This window comes from Yoonia vestfoldensis SKA53 (genome assembly GCF_000152785.1).
Classification (GTDB): Bacteria; Pseudomonadota; Alphaproteobacteria; order Rhodobacterales; family Rhodobacteraceae; genus Yoonia; species Yoonia vestfoldensis_A.
Window position 1 is genome coordinate 2416896 of record NZ_CH672414.1, and the last position, 16592, is coordinate 2433487.

Below are 16592 nucleotides of genomic sequence, written 5' to 3' on the forward strand. Positions count from 1 at the left end.
CAGCCCTTTTTCATTGGCCAGTGATCAGCCTTGCGATCAGGGCTGCGTTTTCTTCATGCGCCAGATGGCCCAGCTGTGCCAATTCGGTCAGGCGTGCCTGTGGCAGGCGGGTGGCGGCGTCACGGCTGACAGATGGCGGCACGGCCCTGTCATTCAATCCGCTGATCAGATGCACAGGGGCGGTGACCTGAGGCAAGCGCGATAGCAACCCATCCAGCGACCATTGCGCCATCATCGACAAGGTGCCGTCGATATGAGATCGGTCGCCCAGCAAGCGATAATAAAGGTCGATCCCGTCATCATCCAGCACCGAACCTGTCCCCTTGATCAGGTTGCGGATCGTATTGCGGCTGCTGGTCACGGTCACCATGCTGGCGGTGAACGGGGTTGCGGCCAGCGCCTTGGCCATGACCGGAAACAAAAGCCCTGCGACACCTTTGAAATTGCTGAGCGCCGCATTGATCAGGACGATTTCCGCAGGGCGCAACCCCAGTTCCCACAATCGCAGCGCAATCGCGCCACCGGCTGAATGGCCAAGGATGATGGTGGGGTTCCAGCCCTGCGCGCGGCACAGCGATACGATATCCTCGGCCATGTGATCCAGCCCGCAGCGTTGCCGCGCGCCCATCTGGGTGAACCCCTGGCCGGGCAGGTCGATGGCCACGACATGATGGGTCTGGATCAGAATCGGGAACAGGTGCCGGAAACTTTGTGTGGCCCCACCAGCGCCGTGGATCAGCAGGATCAGCGGGCCGGTCCCGGCCTCTTGCACATGCCAGCGGTGCGGGCGGTGCAGGATCTGGCGGGAATGGTCTGACAGCGGCCAGTCGCGCGGCGGCCAGCGCATCAATCACCCAAGGCGGTGGCAACGCTGGCCGACAGGCGCGCCGCATCCGCGCGGGGCAGGGGCAGATAAATTGCGCCCAAGGTCTGCGCCAGCGCCGCCAACGCGGGTTCTGGCCGGTTGCCGGTATCGATGATCAATGCGTCGATCCTTTGGGCGCGTACCGCCTGCGCCATGCGTTGGGCGTCGGCGGCAGCTTGCGCGCGGTTTCCCGCGCCATCCAGCGCGACATTTGCGCGGCCATCTGTCAGGATGACAATCGTCGGCGTCAGCCCTTTGCGCGTGGCGGTGATCGCCTGTTCCAAGGCCGTAACGATCCCGGCAGCCAGCGGCGTGCCACCGCCACCGGGCAAGGCGGCAAGGCGGCGTTTGGTCTGCACCAGCGACCGTGTGGGCGGCAAAAGTACCTCGGCCCCGGTCCCGCGAAACGACACCAGCGCCACATGGTCTCGCCGTGCATAGGCCTGCGCCAGCAACAGCTCGATCGCGCCTTTCGCCTCGGCCAGTCGGGACAGGGCGGATGACCCAGATGCATCGACGGTGAATACCAGCAGGCGGTCGGATTTTTCCTCGAACCGTTTGACGCGGATGTCATCACTGCGCACTTGCACGCTGTCGCGCCCTGTCGCCTGCTTGCGGATCGTCTGCCAAGGTGCGGCGGCCCGCAAGGTTCCGACAATATCAATCCGCGCGCCGTCACCCAGCCGCCCCGCGCGTGACGGCATCGGCCTGCCGCGCCGGTTGCCCTTGCGCGCAGCGCCGCTGCCGCTGCCTTTGCCTTGGCGTGCTTTTTGCGCGGCGATCCGGTCTAGTAGGTTGTCAGGCAGCAGGGCCTTGATCGCCTCTAGCAGCAATTCGTCCGGCAGATTGAGCGTATCGGTCTGATCCTGATCGTCGCGGTCGGTCTGGTCGGGTTCGGGGGCTTCGGCTTCTTCTTCATCGCTGCCCGGCATCTGCGTGGCGCGGTGCGCCAGCACCAGCAAGCAGGCAATTTCCACATCATTGGCATCGACTGTCATCTTGCCGCGCAAGGCAGCATGCGCCTTGGCCGCGCGCAAGGCGAACAGTGGCGCGCGCAGGCTGTCGATCCCAAATTGTGCCGCGATACGCGTTACTTGTTCGGCGATGTCGTTCGGGACAGCGACCTGGTGCAGATGCGTGATCGCGGCGGATGGATCAAAAGGGTCGGGTGCGATGGCTTCGCTGATGGTGACATCCGACAGGTCGGCGGCAAAGGCCAGCCGTTCAGCCAGTTTCGGGTTCAGTGCCTCGTCAGGTTCAGCGCCTTCATCCAGCGCGATCAGCCGGTGGGTGGTGCCTGCATCCAGCACCATCGCCAGCCGCGCGGCCAGCTGTGTTGCCGCCCGTTCCGCCATCGTCAGGATCACCGTGCCGGGGCGTGATAACAGACCCTGTTCCTGCACAAATTGTCCACGGGCCAGCGTTGCCGACAGGTCCAGCCCGCCAAACAGCGCCTCGTCCGAAATCGCGGGATGGATGCGTTGCTGTGGTTGCGGCAACCAGTCGAGCAGGCCAACCAGCCTGTCGCGCACTGGCCCTGACCTTGCGCGCAAAGCCATGCCGCCCAAGGCAGGATCAATCGCCAGCAATTGCATCGCCAGAACAGCGCGGTGCCAGACGGCCTCAGCCAAGGGTTTCTTCCACGATCCGCGCAACCCGCGTGCCGCTGCCCGCTTCGTCCAGCGGATCGCGGCGCAGGCGATGGCGCAGGGCCATTGGCGCCATATCCTTGACATGCGCTCGGGTCAGCGCGGTGTCATTGCGCCACGCAGCATAGGCGCGGGCGGCTTTTAGCAGGGTCAGTTCCCCGCGCAAACCATCGGACCCCAGCGCAAGGCACAGTTCAGCGACGTCATGCAGGGTCTTTTCCGGCGTTTTCAGCCGTGCCAGTGCGTTGCGCGCGGTTATGATCCGGTCACGGATCGCCGCATCCTCGGCCTGCCAGCGCAGCATGAAGGCCGTGTTGTCGTTGTCGAACGCATCGCGGCGTTTGATGACCTCAACCCGTGTTGCAATGTCCTTGGGGGATGCCACCTCGACCGACAGGCCGAAGCGGTCGAGCAATTGGGGGCGCAATTCGCCTTCTTCAGGGTTGCCGGACCCGACCAGTACGAATCGCGCGGCGTGGCGAATCGACAGCCCCTCGCGCTCCACCACGTTTTCACCCGATTGCGCCACGTCGAGCAGCAGATCGACGATGTGGTCCTCCAGCAGGTTCACCTCGTCGATATAAAGGTATCCCCGATTGGCGCGCGCCAGCAGGCCGGGCTGAAACGCCTTTTCGCCCTTGGTCAGCGCCTTTTCGATATCAAGCGCGCCGGTCACACGATCCTCTGTCGCGCCAAGCGGCAAATCGACAACGGGGGTGGGCATTTCCACCAACGTTTTCGTCGCTAACACGGCCCAATCAGGGACATCACCGGCCTTGGCGCTGTTCACGGGGCAGCCCTGCACCGCCATGATCGGTGGCAGCAAGGCGGCCAGCGCGCGCACGGCGGTCGATTTGCCGGTGCCACGGTCCCCGAACACCAGAACGCCGCCGATCGACGGGTCAATGGCTGTCAGGATCATGGCCTGTTTCATCTCGTCCTGACCGACGATGGCGGAAAAGGGGAAGGGCTGTTTCATGCGGCCTCTGGTCTGGCAAGGGGGGAGGTACCGTTCCATGTGCCGGCATCGGAATGCACGGCGAAACGGGCGTAAAGTTCTTCGGCAAACCAGCCTTCGTCACGCACGGCGCGGATCGCCTCGGCATGCGGGCCAGTGCGGGCGAAAGCGGCCATCGCGGCCTCGGACGGCCAGATCGAGAACGTGACCTGATGCAGCATCGGCACCTCGCCAATGCCGATCTTGAACATCACATTGCTGTCGGCACCGATCTTGGCGGAAATATTCGGCACCCGCCCCCAGAACCGGGCAAGGATGCGTGGCTTGATCGTCGCGCGCGTCAGGGCTGCCAGGGGACCGGGCGTCGTGGTTGCATCGGGCGCGAAAGGTGCTTTGCCAGACCATTGCCCGCGGACGGATTGGGTTTGTAAAAAGACAGTCCAGTGTTCCGCCGCCCGCGCCATGTAACGGGCGAAAACGCCGGTGCTGGTGCGCGCCTTGGCAGTCGCGATGTCGGGCCATGTGGCAAGGATTGCATAGACGGCGGTATTAGGAACAGGCGTGAATCCTTCGCCGCTGCCCGACCCGCAAAGTTTCCAGAAACCGATGTCGGGTGTGCGCGACAATGGCAGGCGCGCGCCGCCCATCATCGTCAGCGCCCAAGCGCGCGCCAATGGCCCGGCAAAGCGGAAAAACGACAATGTCACGATCTGGGTCAATGGTTTGCCTACGCTAGTGTCAACTTAGTCTGACATAGCACCCGTCTTTTGAAAAGGGAGTGCGAATAATATTTGTCAACTTTGGTTTACACATCTACTGTGGGCTTATGTTGACACATGAACACACCGATTCAAATGCAGCCATCGTGATTGGCGCGGGGCTTGGCGGCCTTGCCGCCGCGATGCGACTGGGCGCCAAAGGCTATGCCGTCACCGTTCTGGACCGGCTCGATCTGCCCGGTGGGCGGGGGTCGTCCGTCACGCAGGACGGGCACCGCTTTGATCTGGGCCCGACGATCATCACCGTGCCGCAGGTCTATGAAAACCTCTGGCGCGCCTGCGGGCGGGATTTCCACAAGGATATCAGCCTGCGCCCGATGGACCCGTTCTACGAGGTGCGCTGGCCTGACGGATCAACGTTCACCGCGCGTCAGGATACCGATGCCATGCTGGCGGAGGTTGCCCGCCTCAGCCCTGCGGACGTGGCAGGCTACAAGCGGTTCCTGAAGGATAGCGAGGCCTGCTATAAGGTCGGTTTCGAAGGCATGGTCGCCCAGCCGATGAACAAGATCTGGGAAACGATCAAGGTGCTGCCTGAATTCGTGCGCCTGCGTGCAGACCGGTCGATCCTTGGTCTGGCCAAGGCGCGGGTCAAGGATGCCCGCCTGCGCATGGCGCTGTCGTTCCATCCGTTGTTCATCGGGGGTGATCCGCGCAAGGTGACGTCGATCTATTCGCTCGTCGCTTATCTCGAAAAAACCTATGGCGTGCATTATGCAATGGGCGGGGTGCAGGCGATTGCCAATGCGATGGTCAAGGTGATCAAGGGGCAGGGCGGCACAGTGGTGCAGAATGCCGAAGTTGACGAGGTACTGATCGAAAACGGGGCCGCGAAAGGCGTGCGCCTGACCGACGGCACCGTGATCCATGCGCCGTTGGTCGTCAGCAATGCCGACGCGGGCCATACCTATCAGCGCCTGTTGCGCAACCATCCGCGCAAGCGCTGGACCGATGCCAAGCTGAAATCGCGCCGTTGGTCGATGGGCCTGTTTGTTTGGTATTTTGGCACCAAAGGCACGGCGCAGATGTGGCCCGACGTGGGCCATCACACGATCACCAACGCCCCCCGCTATGAAGGTTTGCTGCGCGACATTTTCATCAAGGGCAAATTGTCCGATGACATGAGCCTATATATCCACCGCCCCAGCGTCACCGACCCCGGCGTCGCGCCAAAGGGTGATGATACGTTCTATGTCCTGTCGCCGGTGCCGCATCTGGGGTTCGACAATCCTGTCGATTGGGCCAATGAATCTGCGATCTACAAGGCCAAGGTCATGGCCGAGGTTGAAAAAACCATCCCCGGTTTCGCAGAGCGCATCAGCACCGAAATGATCCTGACCCCCGAAGATTTCCGCGACAGATATCTGTCGCCCAACGGGTCGGGGTTTTCCATCGAACCGCGTATCCTGCAATCTGCCTGGTTCCGCCCCCATAACATCAGCGAAGAGGCTAGGGGCCTGTTTCTGGTCGGCGCGGGCACCCACCCCGGCGCCGGTGTGCCCGGTGTGATTTCCAGCGCCGAGGTGTTGGCCAAACTGGTCCCTGACGCCGCCGCGCGCGTGACAATGAAAGTGGCGGCAGAATGATCCGGCCCGACGATCTGGCGCATTGCGAAAATGCGATCCGGCATGGGTCATTGTCGTTTCACGCCGCGTCACGCCTGTTGCCATCCTCGGTCCGCGATCCGGCGCTTGCGCTTTACGCCTTTTGCCGTCTGGCCGATGACGAGGTGGACGAAGGCACGCAGCAGGCCGGTGCCGTGCTGCGCTTGCAGGACAGGTTGGACCTTGCCTATGCCGGCCGGCCGCGCAACGCGCCCGAAGACCGCGCCTTTGCCGCGATTATCGACGCGTTCGAGATGCCGCGCGCCCTACCCGATGCCCTGCTGGAAGGGCTGGCATGGGACGCAGCCGAATACCGCTATGATACCTTGTCCGGCGTGCGCGCCTATTCCGCGCGCGTGGCCAGCGCCGTGGGTGCGATGATGTGCGTGCTGATGCGGGTGCGCGACCCCGACGCATTGGCGCGCGCCTGCGATCTGGGTGTTGCGATGCAGCTGACCAATATCGCGCGCGATGTGGGCGAAGATGCGCGGATGGGGCGGATCTATCTGCCGCTGGATTGGCTGGCAGAGGCGGGGATCGACCCGCTGAACTTTACCCGCGACCCGCTGCCTGATGCTGCCTTGCGCGGCATGGTCAAACGGCTGCTGGCCGAGGCCGACAGGCTGTACCTGCGATCCGAATCCGGCATCAACGCCCTGCCCGTCAAGGCGCGCACTGGCATTTGGGCTGCACGGCTGATCTATGCGGGCATTGGCAGACAGGTTCGGCAGAACGGATATGACAGTATCACGATGCGCGCGCGCACATCCGTGTCACAGAAACTGGGCTGGGTCGGGCAATCTGCACTGCGCACCGCCTTTTCTGTCATCACGCCAAGATCACCCATCATCTATGCGCGTCCTTTGGACGAGGTGGCCTTTCTGGTGGATGCCGCCAGCCGCAGCAAACCCAGCCAAAGCCGGTCCTTGGCCGTGCTGGATGTGCTGGCCGAATTGCGTAACCGCGAAGCAGGGGTTGGAAATACCGGCCATCGCGCTTAGGTATCTGGTGTACCGCGAAAGGGCACCTGATGGACTATCTGCTGTTCTTCTTGTTTTTGGCCGCGACCTTTGCCGCCGGATCGACGGGTGCGCTGTTTCCAACAGGCGCGTGGTACAAAAGCCTGAAAAAGCCGACATGGGTACCGCGCGACTGGATGTTTCCGGTCGCATGGACATCAATCTATTTGCTGATTTCCTTCGCAGGCGCACGGGTCGCAGGCATCGACGACAACGGCTATGCAATGGCATTCTGGGCGATCCAGATCGCATTCAACGCATTGTGGACCCCGGTATTTTTCGGCCTGCGCCGCCTGAAAGGGTCGTTGCCCATCATTGGTGGTCTGTGGCTGGCCGTACTGGGCTGCACGGTCACGCATTTCCAGCTGGATTTCTGGGCGGGTCTGGCCTTTGTGCCCTATCTGGTCTGGGTGACGATCGCCACCGCGCTCAGTATTGCGATGCTGCGGCTGAACCCGAATGAAAAACCACTCGACCTGAGCGCGATCTGACCCCCCTTGAACACCGCCTGAATCGGTGTCAATTTTGGGGATGGAAAATCACATCAAATCTTGGGCGGAGGTTGCTCCGCAATTGGTGGCAGTCGCGGCGGGGCGGATGCCTGCGGATTGCGTCATTCGTGGCGGCAAGCTGGTCAATGTCCAGACGCGCGAGGTGCTGGACTGGCAAGTCGCCATCGCTGCAGGGCGTTTTGCCTATATCGGCCCTGACGCCAGCCATTGCATCGGCCCCGATACCGAAGTGATCGAGGCGGCTGGCCGTTACCTGATCCCCGGCCTTTGCGATGGGCATATGCATATCGAAAGCGGGATGCTGACCCCTGCCGAATTCGCCGCTGCCGTGATCCCGCATGGCACGACTACCATGTTCACCGACCCGCATGAGATTGCCAATGTCCTTGGCCTGCGCGGTGTGCGGATGATGCATGACGAAGCACTGATGCAGCCCGTTAACATCTTTACGCAGATGCCGTCCTGCGCGCCGTCTGCGCCGGGGCTTGAGACGACAGGGTTCAAGATTTCGGCAGATGACGTGGCCGAGGCGATGGCATGGCCTGGCATCATCGGGCTGGGCGAGATGATGAACTTTCCCGGCGTCGTGAACGGCGATCCGCAGATGCTGGCCGAAATGGCCGCCACAATGCGCGCGGGCAAGACCGTGGGTGGCCATTATGCCAGCCCTGACAAGGGCGTCGCGTTCTCAGCCTATGTCGCAGGCGGTGCTGCCGACGACCACGAAGGCACGGCAGAGGCGGACGCCATCGCGCGCGTACGCAACGGGATGCGGTCGATGATGCGGCTGGGGTCGGCATGGTATGACGTCGAAAGCCAGATCACCGCCGTGACGCAAAAGGGGCTGGACCCGCGCAATTTCATCCTGTGTACCGATGATTGCCATTCCGGCACGCTGGTCAACGACGGCCATATGAACCGCGTTGTCCGCCATGCCATCGCTTGCGGCTGCGACCCGCTGGTTGCGCTGCAGATGGCGACGATCAACACCGCCACCCATTTCGGGCTGGAACGTGAACTTGGGTCGATCACGCCGGGACGCCGCGCCGATGTGATTCTGACATCCGATCTGGTGACGCTGCCGATCGAGCATGTGATCGCGCGCGGCAAGACCGTGGCGCTAAATGGCAAGATCACGGTCGATTGCCCGCATTATGACTGGCCCGATGACGCGCGTCAGACGGTGCGCATGGGCAAGGTGCTTGATCATGCCGATTTCGCCGTTCATGCGCCCAAAGGGGCCAACAGCGTCGTGGCCAAAGTGATTGGCGTCGTCGAAAACCAAGCCCCGACCGAGGCATTGACGGCGGAACTGCCCGTCGTCGATGGCGTCGCCTGCGGGCAAGGCGATACCTACCAGATCGCGCTGGTCGAACGGCACCGCGCGACGGGTAAGGTTGTGAACGGTTTTGTTTCCGGTTTCGGCTATACGGGTCGGATGGCGATTGCGTCGACCGTGGCGCATGACAGCCACCATATGATCGTTGTCGGCACCGACCGCGCGCTGATGGCCAAGGCCGCGAACCGGCTGGGGCAGGTTGGCGGTGGCGTGACCGTCTGGAAAGACGATGCCGAACTGGCGCTGGTCGAACTGCCCATCGCGGGCCTGATGTCCGACAGCCCCGCCGCCGAAGTCGCTGCCAAGGCTGATGCAATGGTCGCCGCGATGGCTGCCTGCGGTTGCACGCTCAACAATGCCTATATGCAGCATTCATTGCTGGCGCTGGTTGTCATACCTGCGTTGCGGATTTCTGATCTGGGCTTGGTCGATGTGACAAGATTCGAAATTACCGATCTGTTCGAGGAAAATACATGAACGCTCCCCAGAAGGTAGTCATCCGGACACCTGACCTGCCGCCGCACGAGGCCTTTACCGATCCAAAAAAGGCCGTGGTGCGCCTGAACGAACTTTATGCCGCGTCTGTGCGGTTTTTGTCGGAAAATTTTGTCGCCGCCCTGCGCGATGGCCAACCAGACGGGCGTTTTCGTGCGTTTTATCCCGAAATCCGGCTGACGACGACGACCCATGCCAAGATGGACAGCCGCCTGTCGTTTGGCCATGTCGCCGAACCTGGCATCTATGCGACGACCGTTACCCGGCCTGACCTGTTCCAAAGCTATCTGGAACAGCAGATCGACCTTTTGCTGAAAAGCCACGGTGTGCCTGTGGTGATCGGTACATCGGATACTGTGATCCCCGTGCATTTCGCGGTCGCCAACGATGCCGGTGTCACCGTGCCGCAAGACGGGTCGATGGAATTCAACCTGCGTGATAATTTCGACGTGCCGGACCTGAGCACGACACATGATGCCATCGTGAACGGGGCTGGTTTCACCTATCCTGACGGCGCGCGCCCGCTGGCGCCGTTTACCGCACAGCGGATCGACTATTCGTTGGCGCGGCTATCACATTACACCGCCACCGCACCTGAACATTTCCAGAACCATGTTCTGTTCACCAACTACCAGTTCTATGTCGAGGAATTCGAGGCTTTCGCCCGCAAGATGCTGGCCGATCCTGCCAGCGGCTACACCAGTTTCGTCAGTACCGGCAATGTCGAGATTACGGCCCATGACGGACCGCTGCCGGTACCAGCAAAACTGCCGCAGATGCCGACCTATCACCTCAAACGTCCGGGGGGTGCGGGGATCACGCTGGTCAATATTGGCGTTGGCCCGTCGAATGCGAAGACTGCGACCGACCATATTGCCGTGCTGCGCCCGCATGCGTGGTTGATGGTCGGCCATTGCGCCGGTTTGCGAAATTCGCAGCGGCTGGGCGATTTTGTGTTGGCGCATGCCTATCTGCGCGAAGATCACGTGCTGGATGATGATCTGCCCGTCTGGGTGCCGATCCCCGCGCTGGCGGAAATCCAGATCGCGCTGCAGACGGCGGTGGCGGATGTGACACAGCTGGAAGGGTATGACCTGAAACAGATCATGCGCACCGGCACCGTGGCGACAATCGACAACCGGAACTGGGAATTGCGCGAACAGGCAGGGCCGGTGCAGCGCCTGTCGCAATCGCGGGCGATCGCGCTGGATATGGAAAGCGCCACCATCGCCGCAAATGGATTCCGGTTTCGCGTACCATACGGCACCTTGTTGTGCGTGTCGGACAAACCATTGCATGGTGAATTGAAATTGCCTGGAATGGCGTCGGAATTCTATAAAACACAAGTCGCCGCACATCTGATGATTGGCATCCGCGCGATGGAATTGCTGCGCGAAATGCCGCTAGAACGCATCCACAGCCGCAAATTGCGTAGTTTTGAGGAGACGGCATTCCTCTGAACATATAAAAAACGGCGGAAAGGTGCGTTTTTGCCTTGTCAGGAGCCACTATTCGTAGTGGTGTGCCACAACATACCGTTATACAGGCGGGGAATAGGCCCTATAGGTGGGGCGAATGAGGGAGACCAGTAACATGGCGACGAAACCAATGACAAAAGCGCAGCTGGTTGCTGCAATTGCCGATCAGACCGGCATGGACAAAAAAGCAGCCGGCGCTGCGCTGGATGCTGTGACCGGCATCATCACATCCGAAGTAGCTGGCGGCGGTGCTGTTACTCTGCCAGGCGTCGGCAAGATCTATTGCCGCGAACGCCCAGAGCGGATGGTGCGCAACCCTGCGACCGGCGAGCAGATCAAAAAAGAAGCTGACAAGGTCGTCAAAGTCACGATCGCCAAGGCTCTGAAAGACAGCGTCAACGGCTAAGCTATCGGGCCTTGTGCCGGATACGAAATCAGGAAAGGGTCGCCCCAACAGGCGGCCCTTTTTGCGTGAGGTGACATGGATATCAAAGCGGTTCTGATGGGCCTTGCCTTCGCGTTCATGTGGTCCTCGGCTTTTACATCGGCGCGGGTGATCGTGGAATATGCGCCGCCCCTGTCGGCGCTGGCGCTGCGGTTCCTGATCTCTGGCCTGATCGGTGTGGGCATCGCGTGGATGCTGGGCCAGTCCGCGCGGCTGACACGGCGGCAATGGACGGGGGTGCTGGTCTTCGGGCTGTGCCAGAATGCCCTGTATCTGGGCCTGAATTTCGTGGCGATGCAGACGATTCCCGCATCCTTGGCGGCGATCATCGCGTCGAGCATGCCGTTATTGGTGGCGCTGGTCGGCTGGGGCGTGTTCGGCACACGCGTCCGGCCCTTGGGGATCATCGGGTTGCTGGCGGGGCTGTTGGGTGTTGTCCTGATCATGGGTGCGCGGTTGCAGGGTGGCATAGATTTGTTCGGCTTGGTCCTATGCGTGATTGGCGTGATGTCCCTGACGGTTGCCACGCTTGCCGTGATGGGCGCGTCGTCGGGTGGCAATGTGCTGATGATCGTCGGGTTGCAGATGCTGGTCGGCAGTGCGCTGTTGTTCATTCCTGCCATGGCGCTGGAAACGCTGGTCGTCACATGGAACTGGCAGCTGATCGTTGCCTTTGCTTATACCGTGCTGGTGCCGGGGCTGGCGGCGACATTGGTCTGGTTCCTGCTGGTGGGTCGGATCGGCGCAGTCAAGGCGTCAACCTTTCACTTTCTTAACCCATTTCTGGGCGTCACCGTGGCGGCGATCCTGCTTGACGAACAAATTGGCCCGCTTGACGTGGTTGGCGTGATCATCATCGCGCTGGGCATTCTGGCGGTGCAATTGTCGCGTCAGGCAGCCCCGATCACGCCGCGCACGCCGCCGGTCTGACCGCGATCCAGCAACAGGTGGTCGAGGATCACGCAGGCCATCATCGCCTCGCCCACCGGCACGGCGCGGATGCCGACGCAGGGGTCGTGGCGGCCTTTGGTGATCACCTCGGTGGGGCTGCCGTCCATCATGATCGACTTGCGCGGTGACAGGATTGACGAGGTCGGCTTCACCGCAAAGCGCACGACGATATCCTGCCCCGTGCTGATCCCGCCAAGAATACCGCCCGCATGGTTGGACGAATATTCCGGCCCGTTCGGACCCATGAAAATCTCGTCCGCATTGTCGCGCCCTGTCAGCGCGGCGGCGGCCATGCCTTCGCCAATCTCGACACCTTTGACCGCATTGATCGACATCATTGCAGCCGCCAGATCAGTATCCAGTTTTGCGTAAACCGGCGCGCCGATGCCCGCAGGCACGCCGCGCGCCACCACCTCGATGATCGCACCGACGGAATTGTGATCATCCTTGCGCAGCCATGTCAGATAGTCGTTCCATTCTTCGGCCGCCTGCGCATCGGGGCAGAAAAAATCGTTCTGGTCGATCTGGCTCCAATCCATCCGCGCGCGGTCGATCTGTTTGGTCCCCATCTGGGTCATGTAGCCCTTGATCTGGACGTTGGGCGCAATCAGCTTGATCGCCTCGCGCGCCACACCGCCTGCGGCAACGCGCGACGCTGTTTCACGCGCCGAAGACCGCCCGCCGCCGCGCGGATCGCGCAGCCCGTATTTCTGGTGATAGGTGATATCGGCATGACCGGGGCGGAACGTGTTCAGGATATCGCCGTAATCCTTTGACCGCTGATCGGTGTTGCGGATCATCAACTGGATCGGCGTACCGGTCGTGCGCCCCTCATAGACGCCCGACAGGATTTCGACCGCATCAGGTTCATTCCGCTGGGTCGTGTTCTTGTTCAATCCGGGGCGGCGTTTGTCCAGCCATTGCTGGATCATCGCAGGTTCCAGCGGCACATTTGGCGGGCAGCCATCGACCGTAGCACCAAGGGCTGGCCCGTGGCTTTCGCCCCATGTGGTGAACCGGAACAAATGACCGAAACTGTTGATGGACATGGCAAACCCCCGTTTGACAACGGTCTAGCGGGCGGGGCGGACAGGCTCAAGAGGTTTCCCTTGCGCCTGCCTGCGTTCCACCCTAGCTTTTGCCCCACCTCGGGGTGCCTTTACTGGCTGAGATGCGCAAGCAGACCCGTTGAACCTGAACCGGTTAGGACCGGCGGAGGGAAGGTATGGCAATTCCGCTATCCCCCAATCCGCCCGACGCATTTGGAGGATAGAATGCAAAAATCCATTTATCTGCCACTTGTTGCGGGATTTGCGCTTTGTGCCAGCGGCACATCTGCGCAGACCCCCGTGCTGCAAGTGATGACATACGACAGTTTCGTCAGCGAATGGGGCCCCGGCCCCGCCATCGCGGCCGCGTTCGAGCAAACTTGCGGATGTGATCTGCAATTCATCGGCACGGGTGACGGTGCTGCCCTGCTCGCGCGTTTGCAATTGGAAGGGCCCCGGACCGAGGCTGATATCGTGCTTGGCCTTGATACCAACCTGATCGCCGCCGCGCGGGAAACTGGCCTCTTCGCGCCGCATCGGGTGACCGCCGATCTTGATCTGCCGATTACATGGGACGATCCCGAATTTCTGCCGTTTGATTGGGGCTATTTCGCTTTCGTCGGCAATGCCGGTGCCGAAGCGCCCATATCACTGCGCGCCTTGGCCGATAGCGACATCCGGATCGTCATTCAGGACCCGCGGTCATCCACCCCGGGTCTGGGGCTGCTGATGTGGGTCAAGACGGCCTATCCTGACAGTGCCGCCGAGCTGTGGGCCGATCTTGCCGACAATATCGTTACTGTGACGCCGGGCTGGTCCGAAGCTTACGGGTTGTTCCTTGAGGGCGAGGCGGATGCCGTCCTGTCTTACACGACATCCCCTGCCTATCATCTGATCGCGGAAGAGGATGACAGCAAGGTCGCATGGGCGTTTGACGAAGGGCATTACATGCAGGTCGAAGTCGCGGCAAAAGTCGCAGGGACCGACCAGCCTGAACTGGCAGATCAATTCCTTGCCTTCATGGTGTCGGATGCGTTTCAGTCCATCATTCCTGAAACCAACTGGATGTATCCTGCCGTGGTCCCCGAGGGTGGCCTGCCCGCAGGGTTCGAGACGCTGATCACGCCTGCAACCGCCCTACTGCTGTCGCCCGAGGAGGCCGCAGCGATCCGTGACGTGGCGTTGGACGAATGGCGCAACGCGCTGTCGCAATAGCCCCGCGCTGGCCCGGTGCCGCTGCGGCGGCGCTGGTGCTGGTGCTGACCATCGGCACGCTGGCCGCTGTCGGCTGGCGTGCTGCATGGCAGGGCGGGTTGACGCCGGCTGATTGGGCCGCGGTGCGTTTCACCGTGATCCAAGCGCTTGTGTCGGCAGGGCTGAGCGTGCTGCTGGCGATCCCTGTGGCGCGCGCCCTTGCGCGCCGGCAGTTTCGTGGCCGTGCGGCGTTGATCACGCTGATGGGCGCGCCGTTCCTGCTGCCAGTGGTCGTTGCGGTGATCGGCTTGCTGGCCGTGTTCGGACGCGCAGGCATGGTCAACAGCGCCTTGGCATGGCTGGGCCTGCCTGCGATCAGTATCTTTGGCTTTCACGGCGTGGTGCTGGCCCATGTGTTTTTCAACGTGCCGCTGGCAATCCGATTGATCTTGCAAGGGTGGCTGTCGATCCCTGCGGAAAGGTTCCGTCTTGCGGCATCGCTGAACGCGCCCGTCGGGCGGTTGCTGGAATGGCCGATGCTGCGCGCCGTCGTGCCGGGAGTTTTTCTTGTGATCTTTCTGATCTGCCTGACCAGTTTCGCCGTCGCGCTGACGCTGGGTGGCGGGCCGCGTGCCACGACGGTCGAGCTTGCGATCTATCAGGCGTTGCGGTTCGATTTCGATCTGGGCCGTGCGGCGTTGCTTGCTTGCGTGCAATTCGGGCTGTGTGTCGTGGCGGCGGCGATTGTCTGGCGGATGTCGTTGGTCGATGCAATGGGCGCGGGGCTGGACCGCACCGTGCAGCGCTGGGACCTACGCTGGCCAGTGCTCGATTACCTGATGATCGGATTGGTCGCTGTTTTCCTGTTCACCCCGCTGGGCATGGTTGTCTGGCGCGGTGTGCCAGGGTTGGCGTTGTTGCCGGCCGAGGTCTGGGCGGCGGCGGGACGGTCGGTGATCGTGGCTGTGGCCTCTGCCCTGCTTTGCACATCTATGGCGCTGGCGCTCGCTTTGCGCGGCGGGCGCATGGTTGCAATCACCGGCGTGCTGCCCTTGGCAGCATCCGGTCTGGTGGTCGGTACCGGAGCCTTTTTGCTGGTTTATCCTCTCATCAACCCCGCGCGTCTGGCGCTGCCGGTCACAGTTCTGGTGAACGCAGTGCTGGCGCTACCATTCGCGCTGCGTGCCATCGGGCAGGCGGTCGCAGGCGTCGAGCGTGATTTCGCACGCCTCGGAGCCAGCCTAGGCTTGTCGCGCTGGGGCTGGGTGGGCATTGTCGTGTTGCCACGCATCCGCCGCCCCTTGGGGTTTGGCGCGGGTCTTGCGGCGGCCTTGTCGATGGGCGACCTTGGGGTCATCACCCTGTTCGCCGGCGAGGCGCAGCAGACCTTGCCGCTGGCCATGTATCGCCTGATGGGCGCTTACCGGATGGAGGCGGCGGCGGGCGCCGCGCTGGTGTTGCTGGCGCTTAGCCTTGCGGCATTCTGGATCTGTGACCAAGGAGGGCGCGGCAATGCTGATCTGTGAGGCTCTGGTCATTGAGCAGGACGATTTCCGCCTGACCGCCGACGTGACGTTCGACAAAGGCAAGATAACCGCGTTGATCGGGCCGTCGGGTGCTGGCAAATCGACCTTGCTTGCGGCATTGGCGGGGTTTCTGGCCCCGGCATCGGGGCGGGTGCTGTGGCGCGATATGGACCTGACACCTGTACCGCCGGGTGCGCGGCCGATCAGCGCAATCTTTCAGGACAACAACCTGTTTCCACATCTGACCATCGCGCAGAATGTGGGTCTTGGGCTGCGCCCGACGTGGCACCTGACTGCGGACGAACGTGGCTGTGTTGAGCGCGCTTTGTCTTCGGTCGGGCTCGCGGGGCTGGGGGCGCGCAAACCGGCGGCCCTGTCAGGTGGTCAGCAAAGCCGTGCCGCATTGGCGCGGGTGTTGCTGGCGGACAGGCCGGTGGTGTTACTGGACGAACCTTTCGCGGCACTTGGGCCGGGCCTGAAAGACGAAATGCTGGATCTGGTGCAATCGACGCTGGGCGTTGCCGGACGGACGGTGCTGATGGTCACGCATGACCCCGATGATGCACGGCGCATCGCGGATCAAGCATCCTTGGTCGCTGCTGGGACTGTGTCCGCACCGGTTGAAACGCGGGTATTTTTCGAGGCTCCGTCCCCGGCGCTGTCGGCCTATCTGGGCTGAACGAAAAAGGCCCGCCGGGATGGCGGGCCTTTTCATGTTGGATCAAACTG

15 protein-coding genes and 1 riboswitch are annotated in these 16592 nt (G+C 62.1%); of the genes, 10 read left to right on the forward strand and 5 right to left on the reverse strand.

The genetic code is table 11. The features are described 5' to 3' along the window. Window positions 1-10: 10 nt before the first annotated feature. From bchO to crtA, 4 genes are read right to left on the reverse strand one after another with little or no spacing between them, the layout of a single operon-like run. Complete coding sequence (gene bchO, locus SKA53_RS11710; protein ID WP_007206361.1) at window positions 11-847, reverse strand: alpha/beta fold hydrolase BchO; 837 nt, start codon at window positions 845-847, stop codon at window positions 11-13. After that, window positions 847-2460: a magnesium chelatase subunit D gene (locus tag SKA53_RS11715; RefSeq protein WP_007206362.1), complete on the reverse strand. Its 1614-nt coding sequence runs from the start codon at window positions 2458-2460 to the stop codon at window positions 847-849. The genes bchO and SKA53_RS11715 overlap by 1 nt, the downstream gene beginning before the upstream one ends. 28 nt (window positions 2461-2488) lie before the next feature. Then, a complete protein-coding gene (gene bchI / locus SKA53_RS11720) occupies window positions 2489-3493 on the reverse strand; it encodes a magnesium chelatase ATPase subunit I (RefSeq protein WP_007206363.1) in 1005 nt (334 codons plus the stop codon). Next, on the reverse strand, window positions 3490-4191 hold the full coding sequence (crtA, locus tag SKA53_RS11725; RefSeq protein WP_007206364.1) for a spheroidene monooxygenase: 702 nt from the start codon (window positions 4189-4191) through the stop codon (window positions 3490-3492). Before crtA ends, bchI begins: the two co-directional genes overlap by 4 nt. A gap of 107 nt (window positions 4192-4298) precedes the next feature. On the opposite strand from crtA, the gene SKA53_RS11730 reads away from it, so the two are divergent. From SKA53_RS11730 to SKA53_RS11760, 7 genes are all read left to right on the forward strand, one after another. After that, a complete protein-coding gene (locus SKA53_RS11730) occupies window positions 4299-5837 on the forward strand; it encodes a phytoene desaturase (protein WP_007206365.1) in 1539 nt (512 codons plus the stop codon). Next, on the forward strand, window positions 5834-6856 hold the full coding sequence (gene crtB / locus SKA53_RS11735; RefSeq protein ID WP_007206366.1) for a 15-cis-phytoene synthase: 1023 nt from the start codon (window positions 5834-5836) through the stop codon (window positions 6854-6856). The genes SKA53_RS11730 and crtB overlap by 4 nt, the downstream gene beginning before the upstream one ends. A 29-nt stretch (window positions 6857-6885) precedes the next feature. Beyond that, window positions 6886-7365, forward strand: coding sequence for a tryptophan-rich sensory protein TspO (tspO, locus tag SKA53_RS11740; RefSeq protein WP_007206367.1), 480 nt, complete (start codon window positions 6886-6888; stop codon window positions 7363-7365). 40 nt (window positions 7366-7405) lie between these two features. Continuing rightward, window positions 7406-9202, forward strand: a complete 1797-nt coding sequence (locus SKA53_RS11745) for an adenine deaminase (protein ID WP_007206368.1) — start codon at window positions 7406-7408, stop codon at window positions 9200-9202. After that, entirely contained in the window at window positions 9199-10680 is a 1482-nt protein-coding gene (locus SKA53_RS11750) for an AMP nucleosidase (protein ID WP_007206369.1), read from the forward strand. The genes SKA53_RS11745 and SKA53_RS11750 overlap by 4 nt, the downstream gene beginning before the upstream one ends. A gap of 133 nt (window positions 10681-10813) precedes the next feature. Further along, the gene (locus SKA53_RS11755) at window positions 10814-11104 is read left to right on the forward strand and encodes an HU family DNA-binding protein (RefSeq protein WP_007206370.1); all 291 of its coding nucleotides are present in this window, start codon (window positions 10814-10816) and stop codon (window positions 11102-11104) included. A 75-nt stretch (window positions 11105-11179) separates the two neighbouring features. After that, the gene (locus tag SKA53_RS11760) at window positions 11180-12073 is read left to right on the forward strand and encodes a DMT family transporter (protein ID WP_007206371.1); all 894 of its coding nucleotides are present in this window, start codon (window positions 11180-11182) and stop codon (window positions 12071-12073) included. Here the strand turns inward: SKA53_RS11760 and aroC are convergent. Next, window positions 12034-13143: a chorismate synthase gene (gene aroC, locus SKA53_RS11765; RefSeq protein ID WP_007206372.1), complete on the reverse strand. Its 1110-nt coding sequence runs from the start codon at window positions 13141-13143 to the stop codon at window positions 12034-12036. The two genes, SKA53_RS11760 and aroC, sit on opposite strands and share 40 nt — an antisense overlap. 90 nt (window positions 13144-13233) lie before the next feature. Further along, a riboswitch (TPP riboswitch) is annotated at window positions 13234-13332 on the forward strand. Window positions 13333-13368: 36 nt separating this feature from the next. On the opposite strand from aroC, the gene thiB reads away from it, so the two are divergent. The 3 genes from thiB to SKA53_RS11780 are packed head-to-tail and all read left to right on the forward strand — an operon-like array spanning window position 13369 to window position 16542. Then, entirely contained in the window at window positions 13369-14358 is a 990-nt protein-coding gene (thiB, locus tag SKA53_RS11770; RefSeq protein ID WP_007206373.1) for a thiamine ABC transporter substrate binding subunit, read from the forward strand. Further along, the gene (locus SKA53_RS11775; RefSeq protein WP_007206374.1) at window positions 14334-15863 is read left to right on the forward strand and encodes a thiamine/thiamine pyrophosphate ABC transporter permease ThiP; all 1530 of its coding nucleotides are present in this window, start codon (window positions 14334-14336) and stop codon (window positions 15861-15863) included. The genes thiB and SKA53_RS11775 overlap by 25 nt, the downstream gene beginning before the upstream one ends. Next, window positions 15850-16542 (forward strand): thiamine ABC transporter ATP-binding protein, encoded by a 693-nt coding sequence (locus tag SKA53_RS11780; RefSeq protein WP_007206375.1) that lies wholly within the window; start codon window positions 15850-15852, stop codon window positions 16540-16542. Before SKA53_RS11775 ends, SKA53_RS11780 begins: the two co-directional genes overlap by 14 nt. Window positions 16543-16592 lie beyond the last annotated feature (50 nt).

Coding starts and splice junctions, on each gene's coding strand:
- bchO (WP_007206361.1), bottom strand. CDS start 847: ATGCGCTGGCCGCCGCGCGACTGGCCGCTGTCAGACCATTCCCGCCAG.
- SKA53_RS11715 (WP_007206362.1), bottom strand. CDS start 2,460: ATGCAATTGCTGGCGATTGATCCTGCCTTGGGCGGCATGGCTTTGCGC.
- bchI (WP_007206363.1), bottom strand. CDS start 3,493: ATGAAACAGCCCTTCCCCTTTTCCGCCATCGTCGGTCAGGACGAGATG.
- SKA53_RS11730 (WP_007206365.1), top strand. CDS start 4,299: ATGTTGACACATGAACACACCGATTCAAATGCAGCCATCGTGATTGGC.
- crtB (WP_007206366.1), top strand. CDS start 5,834: ATGATCCGGCCCGACGATCTGGCGCATTGCGAAAATGCGATCCGGCAT.
- tspO (WP_007206367.1), top strand. CDS start 6,886: ATGGACTATCTGCTGTTCTTCTTGTTTTTGGCCGCGACCTTTGCCGCC.
- SKA53_RS11745 (WP_007206368.1), top strand. CDS start 7,406: ATGGAAAATCACATCAAATCTTGGGCGGAGGTTGCTCCGCAATTGGTG.
- SKA53_RS11750 (WP_007206369.1), top strand. CDS start 9,199: ATGAACGCTCCCCAGAAGGTAGTCATCCGGACACCTGACCTGCCGCCG.
- SKA53_RS11755 (WP_007206370.1), top strand. CDS start 10,814: ATGGCGACGAAACCAATGACAAAAGCGCAGCTGGTTGCTGCAATTGCC.
- SKA53_RS11760 (WP_007206371.1), top strand. CDS start 11,180: ATGGATATCAAAGCGGTTCTGATGGGCCTTGCCTTCGCGTTCATGTGG.
- aroC (WP_007206372.1), bottom strand. CDS start 13,143: ATGTCCATCAACAGTTTCGGTCATTTGTTCCGGTTCACCACATGGGGC.
- thiB (WP_007206373.1), top strand. CDS start 13,369: ATGCAAAAATCCATTTATCTGCCACTTGTTGCGGGATTTGCGCTTTGT.
- SKA53_RS11775 (WP_007206374.1), top strand. CDS start 14,334: ATGGCGCAACGCGCTGTCGCAATAGCCCCGCGCTGGCCCGGTGCCGCT.
- SKA53_RS11780 (WP_007206375.1), top strand. CDS start 15,850: ATGCTGATCTGTGAGGCTCTGGTCATTGAGCAGGACGATTTCCGCCTG.